This is a genomic window from Streptomyces aureus (genome assembly GCF_001418135.1).
Taxonomy (GTDB): domain Bacteria; phylum Actinomycetota; class Actinomycetes; order Streptomycetales; family Streptomycetaceae; genus Streptomyces; species Streptomyces aureus_A.
Map to the genome: position 1 here is coordinate 1 of NZ_LIPQ01000021.1, position 17,063 is coordinate 17,063.

At 69.6% G+C, this 17,063-nt stretch carries 19 protein-coding genes and 3 pseudogenes; 5 read left to right on the top strand and 17 right to left on the bottom strand.

Annotated elements, in window-relative coordinates:
* The 14 genes and pseudogenes from AOK00_RS02360 to AOK00_RS02415 all read right to left on the bottom strand — a co-directional run.
* Positions 1 to 651, bottom strand: a 651-nt coding sequence (locus AOK00_RS02360) for an MFS transporter (RefSeq protein ID WP_159041674.1), incomplete at its 3' end; no start/stop codon positions are given.
* 50 nt (positions 652 to 701) lie between these two features.
* Positions 702 to 1,625 carry a TauD/TfdA dioxygenase family protein gene (locus AOK00_RS02365; protein ID WP_055598655.1) on the bottom strand — a complete coding sequence of 308 codons (924 nt, stop codon included), beginning with the start codon at positions 1,623 to 1,625 and terminating at the stop codon, positions 702 to 704.
* Between the two features lie 119 nt (positions 1,626 to 1,744).
* The gene (locus AOK00_RS02370) at positions 1,745 to 2,347 is read right to left on the bottom strand and encodes a TetR/AcrR family transcriptional regulator (RefSeq protein WP_055598656.1); all 603 of its coding nucleotides are present in this window, start codon (positions 2,345 to 2,347) and stop codon (positions 1,745 to 1,747) included.
* A gap of 447 nt (positions 2,348 to 2,794) precedes the next feature.
* Entirely contained in the window at positions 2,795 to 3,226 is a 432-nt protein-coding gene (locus tag AOK00_RS02375; RefSeq protein ID WP_055598657.1) for a hypothetical protein, read from the bottom strand.
* Entirely contained in the window at positions 3,223 to 4,611 is a 1,389-nt protein-coding gene (locus tag AOK00_RS02380; protein ID WP_079041799.1) for an MFS transporter, read from the bottom strand. Before AOK00_RS02380 ends, AOK00_RS02375 begins: the two co-directional genes overlap by 4 nt.
* The gene (locus tag AOK00_RS02385) at positions 4,608 to 5,147 is read right to left on the bottom strand and encodes an ArsR/SmtB family transcription factor (RefSeq protein WP_055598685.1); all 540 of its coding nucleotides are present in this window, start codon (positions 5,145 to 5,147) and stop codon (positions 4,608 to 4,610) included. Before AOK00_RS02385 ends, AOK00_RS02380 begins: the two co-directional genes overlap by 4 nt.
* Before the next feature lie 1,088 nt (positions 5,148 to 6,235).
* Positions 6,236 to 6,394 (bottom strand): annotated as a pseudogene (locus tag AOK00_RS39935) (transposase); the annotation flags it as partial.
* Positions 6,381 to 7,010, bottom strand: coding sequence for a S1 RNA-binding domain-containing protein (locus AOK00_RS02390; RefSeq protein WP_055598658.1), 630 nt, complete (start codon positions 7,008 to 7,010; stop codon positions 6,381 to 6,383). The pseudogene AOK00_RS39935 and the gene AOK00_RS02390, both read right to left, overlap by 14 nt.
* Before the next feature lie 210 nt (positions 7,011 to 7,220).
* Positions 7,221 to 7,397, bottom strand: coding sequence for a hypothetical protein (locus AOK00_RS39365; protein WP_173861489.1), 177 nt, complete (start codon positions 7,395 to 7,397; stop codon positions 7,221 to 7,223).
* 156 nt (positions 7,398 to 7,553) lie between these two features.
* A complete protein-coding gene (amaP, locus tag AOK00_RS02395) occupies positions 7,554 to 8,150 on the bottom strand; it encodes an alkaline shock response membrane anchor protein AmaP (RefSeq protein WP_055598659.1) in 597 nt (198 codons plus the stop codon).
* A 5-nt stretch (positions 8,151 to 8,155) separates the two neighbouring features.
* The gene (locus AOK00_RS02400) at positions 8,156 to 8,842 is read right to left on the bottom strand and encodes a DUF6286 domain-containing protein (protein WP_055598660.1); all 687 of its coding nucleotides are present in this window, start codon (positions 8,840 to 8,842) and stop codon (positions 8,156 to 8,158) included.
* Positions 8,839 to 9,282 carry a hypothetical protein gene (locus tag AOK00_RS02405; RefSeq protein WP_055598661.1) on the bottom strand — a complete coding sequence of 148 codons (444 nt, stop codon included), beginning with the start codon at positions 9,280 to 9,282 and terminating at the stop codon, positions 8,839 to 8,841. Before AOK00_RS02405 ends, AOK00_RS02400 begins: the two co-directional genes overlap by 4 nt.
* A complete protein-coding gene (locus AOK00_RS02410) occupies positions 9,279 to 9,506 on the bottom strand; it encodes a hypothetical protein (RefSeq protein ID WP_055598662.1) in 228 nt (75 codons plus the stop codon). Before AOK00_RS02410 ends, AOK00_RS02405 begins: the two co-directional genes overlap by 4 nt.
* A 37-nt stretch (positions 9,507 to 9,543) precedes the next feature.
* Positions 9,544 to 9,984, bottom strand: coding sequence for an Asp23/Gls24 family envelope stress response protein (locus AOK00_RS02415; protein WP_055598663.1), 441 nt, complete (start codon positions 9,982 to 9,984; stop codon positions 9,544 to 9,546).
* Between the two features lie 122 nt (positions 9,985 to 10,106).
* On the opposite strand from AOK00_RS02415, the gene AOK00_RS02420 reads away from it, so the two are divergent.
* The gene (locus AOK00_RS02420; protein WP_055598686.1) at positions 10,107 to 10,856 is read left to right on the top strand and encodes a hypothetical protein; all 750 of its coding nucleotides are present in this window, start codon (positions 10,107 to 10,109) and stop codon (positions 10,854 to 10,856) included.
* 114 nt (positions 10,857 to 10,970) lie between these two features.
* On the opposite strand, the gene AOK00_RS02425 is transcribed toward AOK00_RS02420, so the two are convergent.
* Entirely contained in the window at positions 10,971 to 11,309 is a 339-nt protein-coding gene (locus tag AOK00_RS02425) for a MerR family transcriptional regulator (protein ID WP_055598664.1), read from the bottom strand.
* 1,278 nt (positions 11,310 to 12,587) lie between these two features.
* Between AOK00_RS02425 and AOK00_RS02430 the strand changes: the two genes are divergently transcribed.
* The 3 genes and pseudogenes from AOK00_RS02430 to AOK00_RS36660 all read left to right on the top strand — a co-directional run.
* On the top strand, positions 12,588 to 12,914 hold the full coding sequence (locus AOK00_RS02430) for a hypothetical protein (protein WP_159041675.1): 327 nt from the start codon (positions 12,588 to 12,590) through the stop codon (positions 12,912 to 12,914).
* A complete protein-coding gene (locus AOK00_RS41275; protein WP_079041802.1) occupies positions 12,884 to 13,066 on the top strand; it encodes a ParA family protein in 183 nt (60 codons plus the stop codon). Before AOK00_RS02430 ends, AOK00_RS41275 begins: the two co-directional genes overlap by 31 nt.
* Before the next feature lie 98 nt (positions 13,067 to 13,164).
* Positions 13,165 to 13,443 (top strand): annotated as a pseudogene (locus AOK00_RS36660) (ATP-binding protein); the annotation flags it as partial.
* 55 nt (positions 13,444 to 13,498) lie between these two features.
* Here the strand turns inward: AOK00_RS36660 and AOK00_RS41545 are convergent.
* Positions 13,499 to 14,159, bottom strand: a pseudogene (locus tag AOK00_RS41545) (ChbG/HpnK family deacetylase); the annotation flags it as partial.
* A gap of 322 nt (positions 14,160 to 14,481) precedes the next feature.
* Complete coding sequence (locus tag AOK00_RS02440) at positions 14,482 to 15,666, bottom strand: FG-GAP-like repeat-containing protein (protein WP_055598667.1); 1,185 nt, start codon at positions 15,664 to 15,666, stop codon at positions 14,482 to 14,484.
* 381 nt (positions 15,667 to 16,047) lie between these two features.
* On the opposite strand from AOK00_RS02440, the gene AOK00_RS02445 reads away from it, so the two are divergent.
* Complete coding sequence (locus tag AOK00_RS02445) at positions 16,048 to 16,692, top strand: hypothetical protein (protein ID WP_254047214.1); 645 nt, start codon at positions 16,048 to 16,050, stop codon at positions 16,690 to 16,692.
* Positions 16,693 to 17,063: the final 371 nt, after the last annotated feature.

Here is a 17,063-nt window from a genome sequence, read left to right on the forward strand (position 1 = left end):
GGCCGGGGAGCCGTTGTCCGACGTGGTCGCGTACGGCCCTTCCCCGCCGAAGGGAATCCACAGCAGCGTCCACACCACGCCGACCAGCGCCACCGCGGCGACGGCCGAGCGCCAGCCGTGATGGTTGATCAACCACGTCAGTACGGGAGCGGCGACCAGGACGCCCAGCGTGATTCCCAGGACGATCAGCGCCCCGGGCAGGTTGCGCCGGTGGTTGGGGAACCAGGACAGGGTCGTCTGCTGGGCGACCGGGTAGGCGGGCCCCTCGGCGGCGCCGAGGAGAACACGAGAGGCGATGAGGACCGCGAGCCCTCCTCCGATCGCCAGCGGCGCCTGGGAGACGGACCACAGGACGGCCATGGTCAGCAGCAGCCACTTCGGCCGTACGCGGTCGGCGAGCAGCCCCACCGCGGCACCGGAGATCGAGAACAGCAGGAAGAAGGCGCTGCTGGCGAGTCCGAAGGCCGATGCGGACAGGCCGAGGTCCTGTCGGATCGCGTCCGCGGCCAGACCGAGGACGGACTTGTCGGCGAAATTGATCATCATGAAGACCACGAGCAGCGCCGTGACGATCCAGGCACGGCGTCTCGTTCTGCTCGGCGCCTTCGGGGGGCCGGCGGGCACAGCGGGTGCGACGTCGGTGTCGGTCACAGGGGCTCCGCGGGGACTGGGTGGGGAGGGGGAGGGGCCGGGAGGCTGGTTCAGGAGAGGCGGACGCCGGCGATGGCGATGCGCTCCATGACACGGCGCTGCGGGAAGTAGTCGTTGATCGCGTAGTGCTGGGTGGCGATGTTGTCCCAGATCGCGACGGAGCCCGGCTGCCAGCGGAAGCGCACCTGGTACTCGGGGATCCGGGACTGGAGGACGAGCTCGCCCAGCAGTTCGCGGCTCTCCACGTCCGACAGGCCGACGATGCGGGTGGTGAAGGGCTCGTTGACGTAGAGCAGCTTGCGGCCGGTGCGCGGATGGCGGACGACGACGGGGTGCTCGACGGCCGGCAGGTTCGCACGGTGCGCGGCGAGCTGGGCCTCGGTCATCAGCGAACCCCAGCTGGGCACCCAGTCGTGCACCGCGGTGAGGTCTTCGATGCGGTCCTTCATGGACTCGGTGAGGTTGTCGTAGGCGGCCGCCATGTCCGCCCACATCGTGTCGCCGCCGGCGGACGGGACCTCGACGGCGCGGAGGACGGAGCCGAGTGCGGGCGCGGCCATGAACGAGTGGTCGCTGTGCCAGATGTTCTCGGTCCCCATGGCCATGGCGTCCTTGGCCAGCCGGGACACTCCGGCCGTGTCGCCCTTGGGGAAGAACGGGTTGGCCTCCGGCTCGCCCCACAATGCGGAGAAGGCGAGCTGGGACTGCGGGTCGAAGCCGTGCTGGTCGCGGAAGAAGAGCACCTTCCACTCCAGCAGCGCCTGCCGGATCTCCTCCGCGACGTCCTCGCCGATCGGAAGCGAGAGGTCTACGCCCTCGATCTCGGCGCCGATATGCGGAGTGAGCGGGCAGATGTCCAGGAGCCGGTAGTCGGGCTGGGCCATGTCCGGCGCGATGCGGTTGAGCGTGCGCTTGCCGTAGTGCATCAACGGCTTGTCGAGCGCGGGGGCGGGGGTGGTGACGGCGCTGTCCATGAGTCCTCCGTAACGGCCGGGGCAAAATCGTTACCGGAAGTATCGTTATTGGGGTGTGGTGAGGCAAGGGCTTGGCGGCACGAAAAAATGAGGCGTGGGAAAGCCGTTGATGCCAGGCGTCAGCCGGTCGGGCCCACAGCTCGGGCCACGAGCTCGACCAGCGTCTCCACGAAGCGTGCGTCGGGCATCTCCTGCTCACCGATCAGCCGGAAGAGCAGCGGAGCGGCCACCAGAGTGGTCGCGGCCCGGACATCGGTGTCCGGGTCCACGTCACCGCGGGCCATCCCCCGCTCGAGGATGCGCCTCGTCTCCCCCGTGATCCGCTCGGTGTACTCCGCGTACTGGCCTCGTCCCGCGCCCGTCTCGGCCGCCGCCCCGATCAGGCCCGCAATCAGCCGGTCCGACCCCGGCAGCCGATACGTTTCCAGGCGAGCGGTGAGGACAAGGCGGAGCTCGGCGCGGAAGTCGCCCAGATCGGGCACCGACAGGACGCCGAGACGGCTCTCGGCAGCGGCGATGATCAGATCCTGCTTGGTGGGCCACCGGCGATACATGGCCGGCTTGCTCACCCCGGCGCGGGACGCGACGGCGTCCATCGTGACCGCCCCGATCCCCTGCTCGGTGACGAGGTCCACGACCGCGGTCAGGACTGCTCCCGTGACCCGCTCCTCGCGCGGGCGCCCCGGCCCTCGTGCGGCTCCGTCCTGCTGCATACCCACCATGCCCAGAGCCTACGGTCTCCGCCGGACCGGCCGGAACGAGGTGAGCTCTTCGACCGGACGCCCTACGAGGGAACTGCACCGACGCCCTGGTGATCGACCTGCTGGGCAATCGCACGGCTTGTTGCGTCTGGGCTCGCCGGGGACGGCGGAACGGGCCCTTGGCTGAGGATGTCGGCGGAGGACCGCGCGAGCGCGTACGCGACCTCGATCGCGGCCCGGGGCTCCGGCAGGCTCTTCGCCCACCTCGCGTGGACGCGGACGTCGGTGTCCCGGCCGTAGGCGCGGCCGTCCTCACCGGCGGTCCGGCGCGTTCGAGCGGGCCGGACCCCTGCGCACGACGGAGTGATCCAGTCCCTGCCGAACGGCACTGGGCCCGCAGCGCGCGCCGGGCCCCAGCCGACGGCCTGACGTCATCCGCAGGATGCGGACTCTCCTCAGGTCGGCGCTTCATCCCAGCAGGACGAGTTCCCGAGGCGCTCCGTTGAGCCGCTCCGCGCCGATGTACGGCTCCTCGTGCGTCTCCAGCCCTCGGACCGGCAGCTCATGATGCGCCCATGCGCCCCATTCGATGCGCGCGTGGGCGATTCCCGGACTCGAGGGGCTGGCGCAGTCCGCCGGCAGATCATCGGAGCCGTGCCGCCCGGCCGCGCGCTCCAAGAGCTTCCCGGCCAGGCCGCGTGCCTGCGGGCTGTGTGGTGCGAGGCGCACCAGGCGTGGCAGGGCAGCGAAACCGGCGGCAGACAGCAGGGCGTGCTCAAGGACGAGCGGCCATCCCAGTTTCTTCCACGCTTCTGCGTCGCCTTGTCGCTCCGCCCGCTCCAGGAGCTCGGGAACGCGATCTGTGTCGGACGATCCGTCGCGTATGTGCGTCCAGTTCACCCCGTGGGCATGGAATCCTCCCGGGACGGCCGGGGGCGACTTGGCATTTCGATGTCTGTGGTGGTGGTGTGTCCGGCCGGTTTGCGAGCCGGGTCCTGTTGGGGGCGTTCTGGTGCGGGGCTTTTGGTTCCTGGGTGGTCTGGTTCGCTGGGCGGGGTGGTGGCTGTCCGGAGTGCTGCTTCGATCTGGTGGTTGCTGGTCATGGTCGATGTGAGGGCGGTCATGGTCAGGAGGAGGCCGGCGGCGATGTAGAGCGGGGTGCGGACGTCGTAGGTGGTGGCCAGCCAGCCGCCCAGGAGGGCGCCGAAGGGTGCTGCGCACATGGCGAGCATGCGGGAGGTGGAGGTGACCCGGCCGATCAGGTGGGCGGGGACGATGGCCTGACGGAGGGAGGGGGCGAGGACCATCGTGGCGCCCATGCCCGCGCCGCAGACGGCGAGTGCGAGGCCGGCGGTGTAGGGGTCCGGGGCGGCGGCAAGGCCCAGGATGGCGAGTCCCTCGACTGCGGCTGTGCAGGTCAGTGCGGTGCCGGTGCCCAGTCGCCGGCCGAGGGAGGAGGCGATGGCCGCGCCGAGCAGGCCGCCGGCGGCCTCCGCGGTGAGGAGCAGGCCGAAACCGAGGGGGTCGAGGCCGAGGCGCTCGTGGGCGAAGAGGGCGAGGACGGTCTCCACGGCGAGGAAGGCGATGTTGCCGACTGCCGGGCGCAGCGCGAGTCCGAGCAGCAGCCGGTTCCGGAAGACGTGGGCGGCGCCGGCTCGTGCCTGGCGGAGCAGTGACTCGCGGGCCTGTGGTGCGGGTCGGGGTGTGGCGGGCAGCGACCGTACGAGCAGTGCGGAGAGCGCGAAGGAGACCGCGTCGGCGAGCAGCGGAACCGCCCGCCCGAGGGTGAGCAGCGCACTGCCCGCGGGTGGTCCCGCGAAGCCTGACATGGCGGTCTGGGCGCCGCGCAGGCGCGAGTTGGCACGTTCCAGGAGCCGGGGGTCGCGGCTGAGGAGGTCTGGCAGGTAGGCGGTGGCCGCGGTGTCGAAGAAGAGTCCGCCCAGGCCGAGGAGGAAGGCTACGGCCGCGAGCAGTGAAATGCTCAGCATGTCGAGTGCCGCGGCCGCCGCCGGTATCGCGAGCAGCGCCGCACGTGCCGCGTCCGCCACCCACATGGTGCGCCGGCGGTCCCAGCGGTCTACCAGGGCGCCGCCGACTACTCCGAAGAGCAGCCACGGCAGCGTCCCGGCGGCGGTGACGACGGCGAGCGCCATGGGATCGCGCGTCAGTGTCAGCGCGAGCAGCGGCAGCGCGGCATGCGACACCCCGTCACCGAGTGAGGACACCGTCTGCGCGGTCCACAGTCGCCCGAACCCCGTCGGCAGTTTCCTTGTCTCTTCAGTCACTTGGCGTCTCCTTCTGCCTGCTCGCGCGATGCCGGGTGGAACAGTGCGAAGACGAGTGAGGCGTCCGGCAGCGAGGGATCGGACAGCTGCCGGTACTCGTCTGCCAGTGCCTGCAACCGCGCCCCCAGCTGCGCGAACTGCTCTTCGGTGAGCCGCAGGTGCGCCATCCCTACGTGCCGTTCACTGTCCGCCGGTGCTGCTTCCAGGTCGGCCACCGCATGCCGCATGAGCACATCGGGCCCTCCCTCGCCCGGGTCCGGCAGCACGATCGCCCGCGCGGCCATGGCGTAGTACCGCTCGGTGACGCCCCGGACCTTCCGCGTGCGCACCACCTTGACCAGGCCGGCCCGCTCCAGCAGCCGTACGTGGTAGCTGGAACTTCCCTTCGCGAGGCCCACTCGCTCGGCGATCTGCGTAATCGTCGCGGGTTCGAAGCGGAGCACGGCCATGATCCGGTGACGCGTGAGATTGGAAACGGCGCGTAGCTGTTCGTCGGTGGTGACGTGGAACGTCTCGGGAAGATCATCCGTAGGCATGTCCCCAATGGTCAACACTTCTTGACCATTGGTCAAGGGGTTTGTGCTTCCGGCTTTAGGAGCCGGCTCTCGGGCATGTGAAGGCTGGGTCCTGGAGGGGCGGAAGTCCTTGGTGCCGTGAGCCGGGTCGGGCCGGCTCCCGCCGGCGCGGGCCGGGCGGTCGTGGCGGTGATCAGCCCCCGTTGGGCCGGCTGCCGTTTCACGTTCGGGGTCCTCCGTGTCTCAACCGGGTTCGCCGCGTGCGGGGATGGACGCGGGGCGTACGTCGAGGACCTGATTCCGTGTGACCCTGTTCGCCGGCCCGCGCGGGTGTGGCGGGTGTGGCGGGTGTTGCCGGTGTGCTGACGTGTGCTGACGTGTCCGCGGCCTGCTTGCCACCGGGCCCATGGGTGATCACCGCCCAGGTCCGGCCCTCGTGGCCCGCGTGGACACCGCGCCGCGGCCCCACGTACTGGCCCTTCTCTTCACCGGTGGCCTCGACCGCATGGCGACGGCCGGCCGGGCCTCTGCGCCGTGGTCGACCAACGGGACTGACCGAAGTGGTCGGTTTGCGGCCACAATGCGGAGCCATCTGGCTCGGCGTTGCCCGGAGTCGTCTGGCTCGGTGTTGCCCGGAGCCGTCTGCTCCGATTCCTGGGTGGACGTCCGCCGGTGGCTGGGCCTGCTCGGTGATGGTTCCGGCTCCGCGGGCGTCGGGCGGGATCGTGGGCCTGCCTATCGTGCCTACGGGGGCGGTCGGGGCCGGCCGGTCATCGCCGACGGGACGATTGCCCCGGGGCCGACTGCCATGGCTGGTGGCGCATGTGCTCCCGTGTCTGCGGGGGCGCACCTGAGCATGCCCGGGAAGGGCCCCGCAAGGGCCTGCTCCCCGGGCTGGCGGGGAGGGTCCCGGCGTACGTAAGGAGTGTGGGGCCGGCGTTCTCTGCTTCCTGCACTACATCGCCGTCTTTCTTGCCACACACCTAGGACTTGTCCGGCCGATCATGTGCGGAGCCAGATCGCGACGGCCGCCGCAGTGGCGGTGCCGAGGAAGACGCAACCGCGCTTGTCGTAGCGAGTGGCGACCGCCCGGAACTGCTACTCGGAAGTTCGGGCAGGTCACGCCACTGCACTCCGGTCCGCACCCGGTGCAGGATCCCGTCGATCACCTGCCGGTGATCCCGTCACCTGCCACACCGCCGGTTGCTGACCGGCAGGAATGGCCGCAGCCGTTCCCACTCGGCATCACGCAGATCACCCCGCCCCATGCTCGCAGCAACGGCTGGAGCACGCTGGCTGGCACGTGGCCGGCACGACACCTTCGTGCTGGGCGTTCTTCGGCCTGGAAAGAAAGATTCGACGGGTCGGCAGGTCGATTTCCGTGACGAAGACGGTGATCTCCTCTCCGGCCTGGAAGTCTTCCACCGGACTCACCGCGGGCCGACCGTCGATCTCTCTGGAGGGGATCAGCCCGACGATCCCGTCTCCGAGCTCGACGAAGACGCCGATGGGAACCGTCTTCTCCACTGTCCCGCGGATTGCCTGACCCACCGGCGTGCGGTCGGCGAAAGCCCGCAATGGGTCGGGCTCCAGCGCCTTCAAGGACAGTCTGGCCTCCGCGTGGTAGGTGTCGAACTGGAGGAACTCGCACGAGACACGCTGGCTTACGTGAACGACATCGGTGGGGGCGTCGATGTGCCGCCAGGACAGTTCGGGCATGACGATGAACCCGACACCGGGGAAGAGGGGATGGGCAGGTCCGTCGTCCAGGGCCACGAAGACCCCGAACCGCTCGATCGCCGCAACGGTGCCAGACAAGATGTCGCCGCGGTGCAAGGTCTCCAAAAATGCCCAGATCTCCGGGCTCTCAGACTGCCAATCCACACCGTCACCCTGGCACACGACATCGCAGGCCGACTATGACCTCGACAGACTGAAGCCCCGCCGTGCCCCAACAGCCGGAACCATGATCGGCCGGACAAGTCCTAGTGGTCGAGGTGCGGGCCGCCTCACTCACTCGCCGGCCATCCGGAGGACCGTGCGAAGGCTGGTGGGGGGCCACTTCCACAGACCGCGGTGGGCTGGCCCCCGCCGTCAGAGCGTGGTGGGGCGGCCTCGGCGGGAGCGCAGGATCGAGCGCACCAGCAGGTACAGCACGGCGGCGACGAGAAGCAGCACTCCGGTGGAGAGCAGGTACAGCATTCCGTCCACGACAGCGCCGATGACCATCAGTGCGATGGCGCTGCTGAGAAGAATCAGGAAGAGGAACATCGTGCTGCGCCTCCCTGCGGCAGGACGGCCAGATGAAGACTCGACCACGGGGGCTGCGTCGGCTCGGGGCCGAGCCGCCTACCAGTGACGGCGTCTGCCGACTGCGTGACCGACCGCCCGAGGATCCACAGGACGCCCCGATCACGGCGGAAATTCTCAGTCGACCCGATGGGCACGGTGACGGACTTCCCGGAGGCTTACCTCCGCCGGCAGACGGTCCAGGCCCGCCGAGTCCCGTGCGTGTACGAGGGTGTCCCGGTCGAGTCGGTCCAGGATCCGTTCCGGTTCCGCATGAGGCTCCAGCCAAAGCCGCGCTCTTACGACCGGTGCGGTACGTCGGCCCCCCAGGCGCACCCGCGCCCGTGCGACTCCGTCCAAGGCTTGCGCCTCTTTCTCGATCACGTCCTCCAGGGCGCGGCCCTCGAGCCGGGCCGCCGTGCCGTCCTGGCTGTCGACGAGGACCTGGTGCAGCCGGTCTTTGCGCAGCAGTGTCCAGAGCCACCACAGCAGCAGCACCAGCAGCACGGCGAGCACCGCGATGACGGTCGGCCACCACCAGCCCTCCGCCCGCCACCGAAGGCGTCCCTCGTCGCCGAGGACGACATCGGCCGGGCCGCGGAAGGGCCACCAGCCCGGCATGTCGAAACCCCATCGGTGCTGGAGATCCAGACCGCCCAGTAGCACGCCGCCGCCCAAGGCGAACAGCCCGAGGCCGAGCAGCCCCAGCAGCACCCGGTTCACTGTCTTGATCATCGGGATCAGCGTCCGCCTTTCTTCGGGCGTCGGACGTGGACGGTCAGCGTGGGTCGCCGGGCGAGACCCAGGGACGCCACGGCTTCGTCCAGCGCGGCATCGAGGTCGGCACGGACCTCGTCGAGATCACGGAAATGTACCTGCGCCCGGGCTTTGATCTTCCGGCGCCCGACGTCGATCCGGGCCGACTCGACACCGGATACCCGTACGGCCCTGTCGCGCAGGATCAGGGCCACCGCCCGGCGGTCGAGACCGGCGCGGACGTCGCCTGTGCCTCGACTGCCGGGGGGCTGCCGCATGGGAAGCAGTCTGCGCAGGCCCGGTGTCACCGCCAGCACAACGAGGCACAGGCCGAGGGCCATCGCCGCCGCGGCCCCGACGATGATCCAGACGTCGTCCAGCGGCCGTGTGGCCAGCTCATCCGCGAGCCGGCGCCGCCAGCCCATTCCGGGCCGCCCCGCCCGTACCGAGACCACGTCGTACAGGAGCAGCCCGACGGCTGCGAGGGACAGCAGCGCCACGATGACCGCGGGAACCCGCCGCGCGGACCAGAAACGACGCGGCGATCCGACCGGCTCTCTCTCCGCCGGTGTCGTGTCGGTGTCCGGGGCCGATGCGAAGGAAGCCGGCCGCTCGGGTTCGGGGGGGAGGTCGCTGTCGCCGGGCCGCTGCCGCCCCGTGTGCGCGCTCATCTCACCCTCTCCCGTTCCGTCCGCCGCGAGTGGGCCGAGTGCAGCCTCTCGACGCCCACCACGAGGTCGGACACCTCCACACCGGCCCATGCCGCGACGCGTTCGGTGACCTCTCGGCGCACCGCCGCGCACTGCGCCCCGATGTCCGACGGATAGCCCAGTTCCAGGGCGATGCGCATCCGCGCATGCCCGAGCGCCGGTCGGCTTCCGGCAGGACCGTCTGCCCTCTCCGGACCGTTCCTCTCCGGTGCCCCTCGCACCACCGCCGTCACGTGCGGTGTGCGGTGGCCAGGAGGCACGTGCCCGGTGGGCTCGGTGAAACCATTCAGGGCCTCACGCGCCACCTGGGCAGCGATCTTCGCGACAACCCGGTCGGCGACCGTGGTCGCACCCCGCTCCCGGCGGGGCACGGTCGGGCGCCTTCCGGCTTCCCCGGTCACTGCTGCCAGTCTCTCCGTGCCCGGCGCTGGTCGTCACGAATACGTTGTTGATCGTCCCGGCGGCGTACGAAGTCACCGGGGGCGAGATTGCCATCCATCAGAAGCCCGGCCACGAGTCCGACGGCACCCAGCACCAGCACCAGCAGGAAGGCCCAGAAGCCACCGAAGTACGCGGCGAAACCCAGCGCCATTCCGGCGGCCAAACCCACCACGGATCTGCTCATCACACGCTCCTTCACCCGGTAACCGCCTCCGGTGCGGTTACTGGAGCCGCTGCCGCTCCTGCCCCTCGTCCTCTTCGTCCTCCTCGTCGGGCAGCTTCACATCGCCGACCATGATGTTGACTTCCACGACTTCCCGACCTGCCATCCGCTCCACCGCGGAGATCACGTTCTCCCGCACCGCCCCGGCCACGTCCGTGATCGAGACGCCGTAGTCGACGACGAGCTCCAGGTCGATGGCCGTCTGTACCTCACCGACCTCGACGCTGACCCCTCGGGTGACGGACTTGCCGCTACCGGCGCCAGGCATCCGCTCCCGCATGGATCCCATCGAGCGCGCGAACCCGCTGCCCAGGGCATGGACGCCGCGCACGTCCCGTGCCGCCATCCCGGCGATCTTCTCCACCACCACATCGGCGATGGATGTCCGGCCACGAGAGCCGGGCGCGCCGCCACGCTTTGCGCCGGTGTGCTCAGTCATCAGGCACTCCTTCTTCGAGAAGTCAGCCGTGCATTCTCTATAAGATCTACATTCACTTTAGACCGTTTTATCCTGACTTTGTGGGTCGAGGGAGAGGCGGAGAAGTGAAGACCGAGACGTTGATGCAGTCAGTACGCGGTGGGCTCGGCCTGGGGCGACTGCTGCCCCTCGGGGGGCCGGACGACGGCACGTGGATCACCGAACAGGCGGCCGTCCGGGCTCTCCGGCGGAAGGCCGCCGGGGTTCCCGGCGTTCGACTGGAGAGCATGCGCATCGGCCCGATTCCGCACGAACCCGTGCTCGAACCGACTGTTCGCCCGCCCGCCGGCGCGCTCCCGCCCGGCCCGCTCGGCATCGAGGCGGCCTTCACCGGGTCCGTGACCACACCCGTGCCTCAAGCAGCCGAACAGTTGAGGACGGCCCTGCTCACGGCAGCCGACGAAGAACTCGGCCTGAGCGCCGTGACAGCCGATCTGCGCGTCACGGATCTGCACGAGGGCCCGGAGGCAGACGGAGGGCTGCAGAGCGTGGAGAACGTCGTGCCGCCCCCGTCCCAAGAAGCGCCCCCGCGAAGCTCCCCCCGCGCGACCGCAGCAGAACCCCTGCGAGGGCCGATCGGAGAGCTGGCCGACGTCGCGTCGGCCGTGCCGGGCGTCGCGCGCCTCACCGCCCCACTGGGCGGCCACCCCGTCAGGGTGACGCACCAGGACGATCCGCCCGCCCGCCACATTCAGGTCCAGCTCGCGGTCGCACCCGGCCGCCACCCCCTGGAAGTCGCCCGGGCCGTCCGGGACGCCGTGACCGTCGCGGCCACGAGTGACGTCCAGATCCCGACAACCGCTGCCGTCCTCATCACCGAAACCGCGGCGTAGCGGCATCGACCGGAGGTCTTCAAGCGGGGACGAACGCGTACGCACACCCCGTCACCAGAAGGGCTTCTCCAAGCGGGAGCGGACCCGCCGAGGTGCGGCGGGGAGCGCAACGTCTCAGGACGCGGTCGGCGGGTCGGCCGCTTGGGCGGCGCGGCGGTATTCGGCGTTGATGCGCTGGGCCTCTTCGAGCTGGTCTTCCAGGACGATGATGCGGCAGGCGGCTTCGATCGGGGTGCCCTGGTCGACGAGTTCGCGGGCGCGGGCGGCGATGCGCAGCTGGTAGCGGGAGTAGCGGCGGTGGCCGCCCTCGGAGCGCAGCGGGGTGATGAGGCGGGCTTCGCCGATGGCGCGGAGGAATCCTTGTGTGGTGCCGAGCATGTCGGCGGCCCGGCCCATCGTGTAGGCGGGGTAGTCGTCGTCGTCGAGACGGCCGTACGAGTCATCTGCTGTCATCTGCACCTCTCTCTGGAACGCGTTGAGGGGCCCTGGTGCCGTACGGCACCAGGGCCCCGAAGGAACTACTACACCACCTGCCGGCCCTGATACTGCGCCGGCCTCCTGTGTCCGCGGACCCGACCTGACTGCTGTCGGGGGCGCGGGGATCGCGGTTGCTTGACCGGAGACCACCTCGCTATCGATGTCCTGCGGTACCCGGACTCGAGACTTCGCGTCCGGGCGATCCTGATGGCGCTTCGTTCCTCCGTGCTTCCCTCGTGATCAACTTCCTACCATCGGGGTACTGCGTACTGCTTGTTCTGCGTACTGCGGGTGATGCGTACTGCTGAGCGACCTATGACAGCGTCACTCTTCGGCAGCCAGCCCCGTTGCCCGTCCTGCGTCTGCTCTGGCTTGGAACCCCACTGCCGAACTTCCCGGTGCGCGCGTCCGCAGCCGACGCCTTCACCAGGGGTACCGCTCACTGACTTCACTGCTGGGTACTGCGCACTGCACTCGCGGGTACCGCACCTGCCATGACCGCGGTCCCGCTGCGGCGGCCCCTGATCACTGCGGGCCACCCGGTCCGGCCGTCGGCCCCGTCGCCGTCCTGCAACTTCCCTGGCTTCGGAACTCCACCGCCGCACCGTCCTGCGAACTGCAACTACCTGTACTGCTGGTACCGCTTGCCGGTAGTTCGTCTCTGCCAGGCCCTGCTGTCTCTCTGGGCTACGAGAGAAACCATAACCACGCCACCACTCAATGTCTACTCCGGCCGAGATAGATTTTCGTGTCTCCGGTGGGGAGGTAATCGACCTCGAACAGTGACGCGGGTGGAGGCACAGCGCAGCCACAGCGGGCTGTGCGCCGCTTGTCGGGGCGGATGCGGCAGCAGGGAGTAGCGGGCATGGGCGATCCAGAGACCGGGGAGACGTGATGGACACGATGAGCGTCGACGTCGCGACCGACCGCCCTGCGGGTTCCGTCGCCTCGGCACGCGACAGCACCAGGTCCTATCTCGAAAGGCTCGTGCCCCCCGCTCGCGCCCGAGGGCTCCGACACCGTGGTCCTTGTGGCGGAGGTTTCGGCTGGCCGCTGGTCAACCGACTCGCCACAGCGACCTCGGTCACCCGCCGTGCATCCGCAGGCGCGCCGGGCGCCCCTTGAGGGCCGAGAGCGGGTACGAGAGCCACGACGTCGATCACGGAGACCCCCGCGGACGTGGCGATCCGGTCCGCCTCGGCCTTCTCGAACGCACCCAGATCCACCATCCGCTGGTCCCGCCGGGTTTCCAGCTTGGCCAGTTCCGCCTGGAGCTGGCCCCAGCCGTTGATGTCGCTGCCCGTCCGTGCCCTGAGGGCGGGGGAGGGCTGGGCGAACGCCCTGTCCGCGTGGCTGCTGCCCGTCTACCCCGAGGGACTGCATGCCGCCGACCGCCGCGACCTCATCCATGTCTTCTTCGGTGACGACACCCTCGCCGAGGCCGCCTACCCGACCCGCTTTCAGGGCATGGACGTTGTCCCCTCCGGCCCGCAGCTCGGCCTGCCGAGGCCGAACGCCCCGCGGGAGCGGAGACCTGCCTCCGGGCCGAGATCGACGCCGTCCGCGACCAGTTCGACGTAGTTCTCATCGACGCCGGTCCGACCCGCGGCCTGCTCACCGACGCCGCCATGGTCGCCTCCGGCGACGTCGTTAAACCCACGTTGGCCGGCGGGCTCGACGCCAAGGGCGTCGACGACCTGAACCTCACCTCACACGCGTCCGCGACCGGCTGAACCCGACGCTCGACGTCCGCGCCGTGCTGCTCGCCGCTTCGGGAGAAAGCCACCCTCGCCCGCGAGATGAGCAGCGCCATGGATGCCCGGTTCCCCCCCTCGCCCGCTACGGCCGCGTCGATCTCCTCTGCATCGATGCGCTCGGCTACATGGAAGTCGACCGCCACGGCGCCGAACTCCTCTTCCAGGCTCTGACCGAACGCGGGGGGAAGAACAGCGTCGCGATCGCCTCCAACGAGTCGTTCGGCGGCTGGACCAAGACGTTCACCGACCCCCGCCTCCGCGCGGCCATCGTCGACCGGCTCACGATCAACGCCACCATCGTCGAGACCGGCGCCGACTCCTACCGCCTCGCCTCCACTCGGGCACGAGCTGAGGACGAAGGCAGGCTGATGACAGCTTCCCGCTTGATGGCCCGCTGTCCAGATGGACAGCCGGATTCCCCTCGATGCCGAGGGAAAAGCTGTCCAGGAAGTCGTTGTCGGTGACTGGCAGGCCCTGCTGCCGCGTCGACTGGCGCGCTGGTTCGAGCCAGACCCGGACGGCGAGACCGTGCTCTGCGGCCAGCGCGACCGTAGGGTCGAGGACGTCGTCGCGGCCGCCGTCGGCCAGGCAATGAAAGTCCAGATGGGTCGGCGTGAGCCCGGTGTCGGCGACAGCAGCGATCTGGGCACGGAATTCGACCTCGACCTCATCAGGTCGAGCCTGGCCGAGCAGGGCCGCCCGTCCGGCGGGTGTCGGGGAAACAGCGCGCCTGCTGGGTCAAGCATCGAAGGAACCCGTTCCCTGGCAGCCAGCGGTCCCCAGAGCATGCTGGGGAGTCGGACACCAGGGTGAGGTGGTTCCCGAATGGGACCTGCGGCCGTCCCCTGAGCAGATCCAGGGCATGCGACGCCGCGGGAGGCGGGACCATCAGGCTGCACGAACTGGCGATGCCCTCTTCGACCGACTCAATCACTGCGGCGTTGATCGCTGGATACATCCCGAAGTCGTCGCAGTTGATGATCAGCAGCCGGGTGTCGGGCGAATACCCCAGTAACTCACTCGACTTGGCTTCAGGCGTGAAGGCTGCGGGCCTACTGCTTTCGTCCATGCCCGCAGTCTGAGGCCCAGCCAGACGTTGCGCACCGGGATATCCACGCGGCTGTTGATCACCCACCGGCGCCGGAACCAGTGAACAAAAGAGGCTGCTCGGCATCGACAGCCAGCGAGGAGAAGGCGGCCGCGCCGGTCGTCGACCTGATGGCTCCGCTGGAGAAGCCCGTTGCTGGCGCCCGCGAGCGCTGGGGTGAGACCGGCGGCGGGGGCGAGGTGACCGTGCATGAGATGCCCGCGAAGCCGAAGCCTGGCGGCGCGAAGCCAGTTGTCCCGAGTGCGCGCAAGGCCCCGCCCGCAGGCGGGGCCCCTTTCGCGCGTCAGAAGGCGCCGTTCAGGTCGTGCCAGTCTCCGCCGCCGAGCCAGTCGCCGGCTCCGAGACCGCCTCTGCCCGTACCCGCGTACCGGTACAGCATGCCGTCGTCGGCCTTCGTCGCGATGAGGTCCGGGCGGCCGTCGCCCGACCAGTCGCCGTTGGCGATGATCGTCGGCATGCCGTTCCAGCCGCCGCTGCCGACCAGCGCACGTGAACCGAGCGCGCCGGCCTTGCCCGGGTAGAGCCAGAGCTTGCCGGTCGACGCCTCGCGGGCGTAGAGGTCGGCTCGGCCGTCGCCGTTCATGTCACCGACGCCCGCCAGGGCGTTCATGGCGTTCCAGCCGCCGGTGCCGAGCAGCTTGCGTGCGCCCAGGGTACCCGTGGAGGTGCCCGGGTACAGCCACAGCTTGCCGGTGGACTTCTCCACCGCGAGCAGGTCGGCCCGCGCGTCGCCGGTCAGGTCGCCGAACGCGGCGATCCGGCTCATGGCGTTCCAGCCGCCGGCGCCGAGCAGCTTGCGCGCGCCGAGGCCACCGGTCCCCGTGCCGGGGTAGAGCCACAGTTTGCCGGTGGACGCCTCGCGGACGATCACGTCCTCGCGGTTGTCACGGCTGAAATCGCCGTGCCGGACCATGGCGTTGAAGGCGGTCCAGCCGCCCGTGCCGACCAGACGGCCACTGCCGTCACCGGGCAGGAACCACAGGCGTCCGACCAGGTCGCGGACGAGGACGTCAGCCCTCCGGTCGCCGTTCATGTCGCCGAAGCCTGCGGCCTTGGGCGAGGTCTCCGTGAGCCAGTAGGGGTACGCGGGTCCCTCGCACTCCCGGATCGTGCGGACGATCTTCACCGAACTGACGGACCTGCTGGCGATGCTGGTGGGATAGCCGTCGTTCCCGTACCGCCCGGCACCGTCCTCGTAGTTCGGCTCGTCAAAGGTGCAGGCGAAACCCGGCGTGCGGTTGATGATCAGGCGGAACTTGTTGTCCCAGGTGCCCAGTGTCGCCTTGCTCGACTGCGTCTTGAACATCGAGCCCGTGCTGTCGGTGTTCGCCCACGCACAGAAGTAGCCCGTGGGGCAGTCGCTCAACGCCGCATGGGCGGGCGCGGCGCCCGCACCGAACAGAGCGATGGAAGTCAGTCCCAGCGTGGCAGCCGTGGCGGCCAGACGCCGGAACAGGGGTGTGCGCATGAATTCCCTCCCTAACGTGACGCGTGCATGATTCAATCCGCGCCACAGGCAGGACCGTATCCGCATGCCTCCGCCTGCTGCTACGTGGTTCCACCGGCCCTCACAGGCGGGGATGACAGCGAAGCGTCCACGGACGCGGCGTGGGCGAAGGAGGCGACGGCCGGGAGGCATGCCGAGTGTCCTGATTCGAGATCGTGGTCATCCCGGAACCGAAAACCACAGGAAGCACCGTTGCAGTACTAGGGTCTGACCGGCCGATCATGCGGTTGATCCTGCACCGGTCTGATCCTGCACCGGTTCGATCCGGGAGGTCGGGAGGGACACAAGGGAGAGCCGGGCCGGAGGATTCCTGGCGCGCTGACCCTGGTAGAACATCGACTGGTGGGTATCCAGGAGCGCGAGCGCAAGATGTACCGGCCGCTGCGGCGGGCCGGTCTCGAGGTGATCCCGAACTCCGTGCCGGACGGCACGATGCCGTTTGTCTTCGGATATCGCCCCGAGGACTTCGTCGGCCGCTTCTCCCACCGGTACGAAACCCCACGACTCGTCGAGCGTCTCAACGAGGACTGGTACGACCTGGCGGTCTCCTCCGGTCTTCTCGACCACCGGCGCGAGTTCCTCATCCTGCTTCCCCACGGCACGCACACGCACCAAGCCGTCCTGCGGGAGCGGAGCCAGCCCTATGGCCGCCGTGCCGCTCCGGCGGTCTGGACCCGGGTCCGGCTCCTGGACCGCTGGGACATCATGGGCCGGGGTGCGGCATCGGCGTTCCTCGGCATACGTGCGGGCCACCCGGGCTTCGGCATGATGGCCCTCGACAGCAGCGTGTACATCAGCTGCTCGACCGGCGAGGCCGGTGTCGACGTGGTCGCAGTGCGCCACCCGGCCCGCTCTGAGAACGTCCTGCAAGAGCTGGAATGGTACGCACATGGGGACTCTCCCCGCGGCGACAAGGAGTTGCGGAAGCGGATCGCCGTCTGGCTCGCGGGCCGCGCAACGGGGACCGTCAACCGTTCCGACCGATGACCAAGCCCCCCGGCAGCGAGGCCGGCAAGATTGTCGCCGTCCAGCTGGTCATGTGACCACTCCGTTGCTGAATCGTTCACGTGGTCATCGGGCGGGGCTTCACCATCGTGCGAGCGCATCAGCACGCCGTCGGCGCCCGCACCAGACGACAGAACCTGGCAACTCGCCTCTGCATCACCGTACGAGTCGACTCTGATCGAGTAGCCAGCCTCGGTGATGAGGTAGTGCGCGGCCACGTCGGCCTGCGTACCGACGAAGGTGTAGGTCCTGTCGGCGTACACCACGACGTCGCCGCTGTCCGCCCAGCAGCCGGCGTCCACCTCCTCGAACCTCCGGGCGACGGCGGCCCGGTCGAGCCTGGAGTCGAGGAC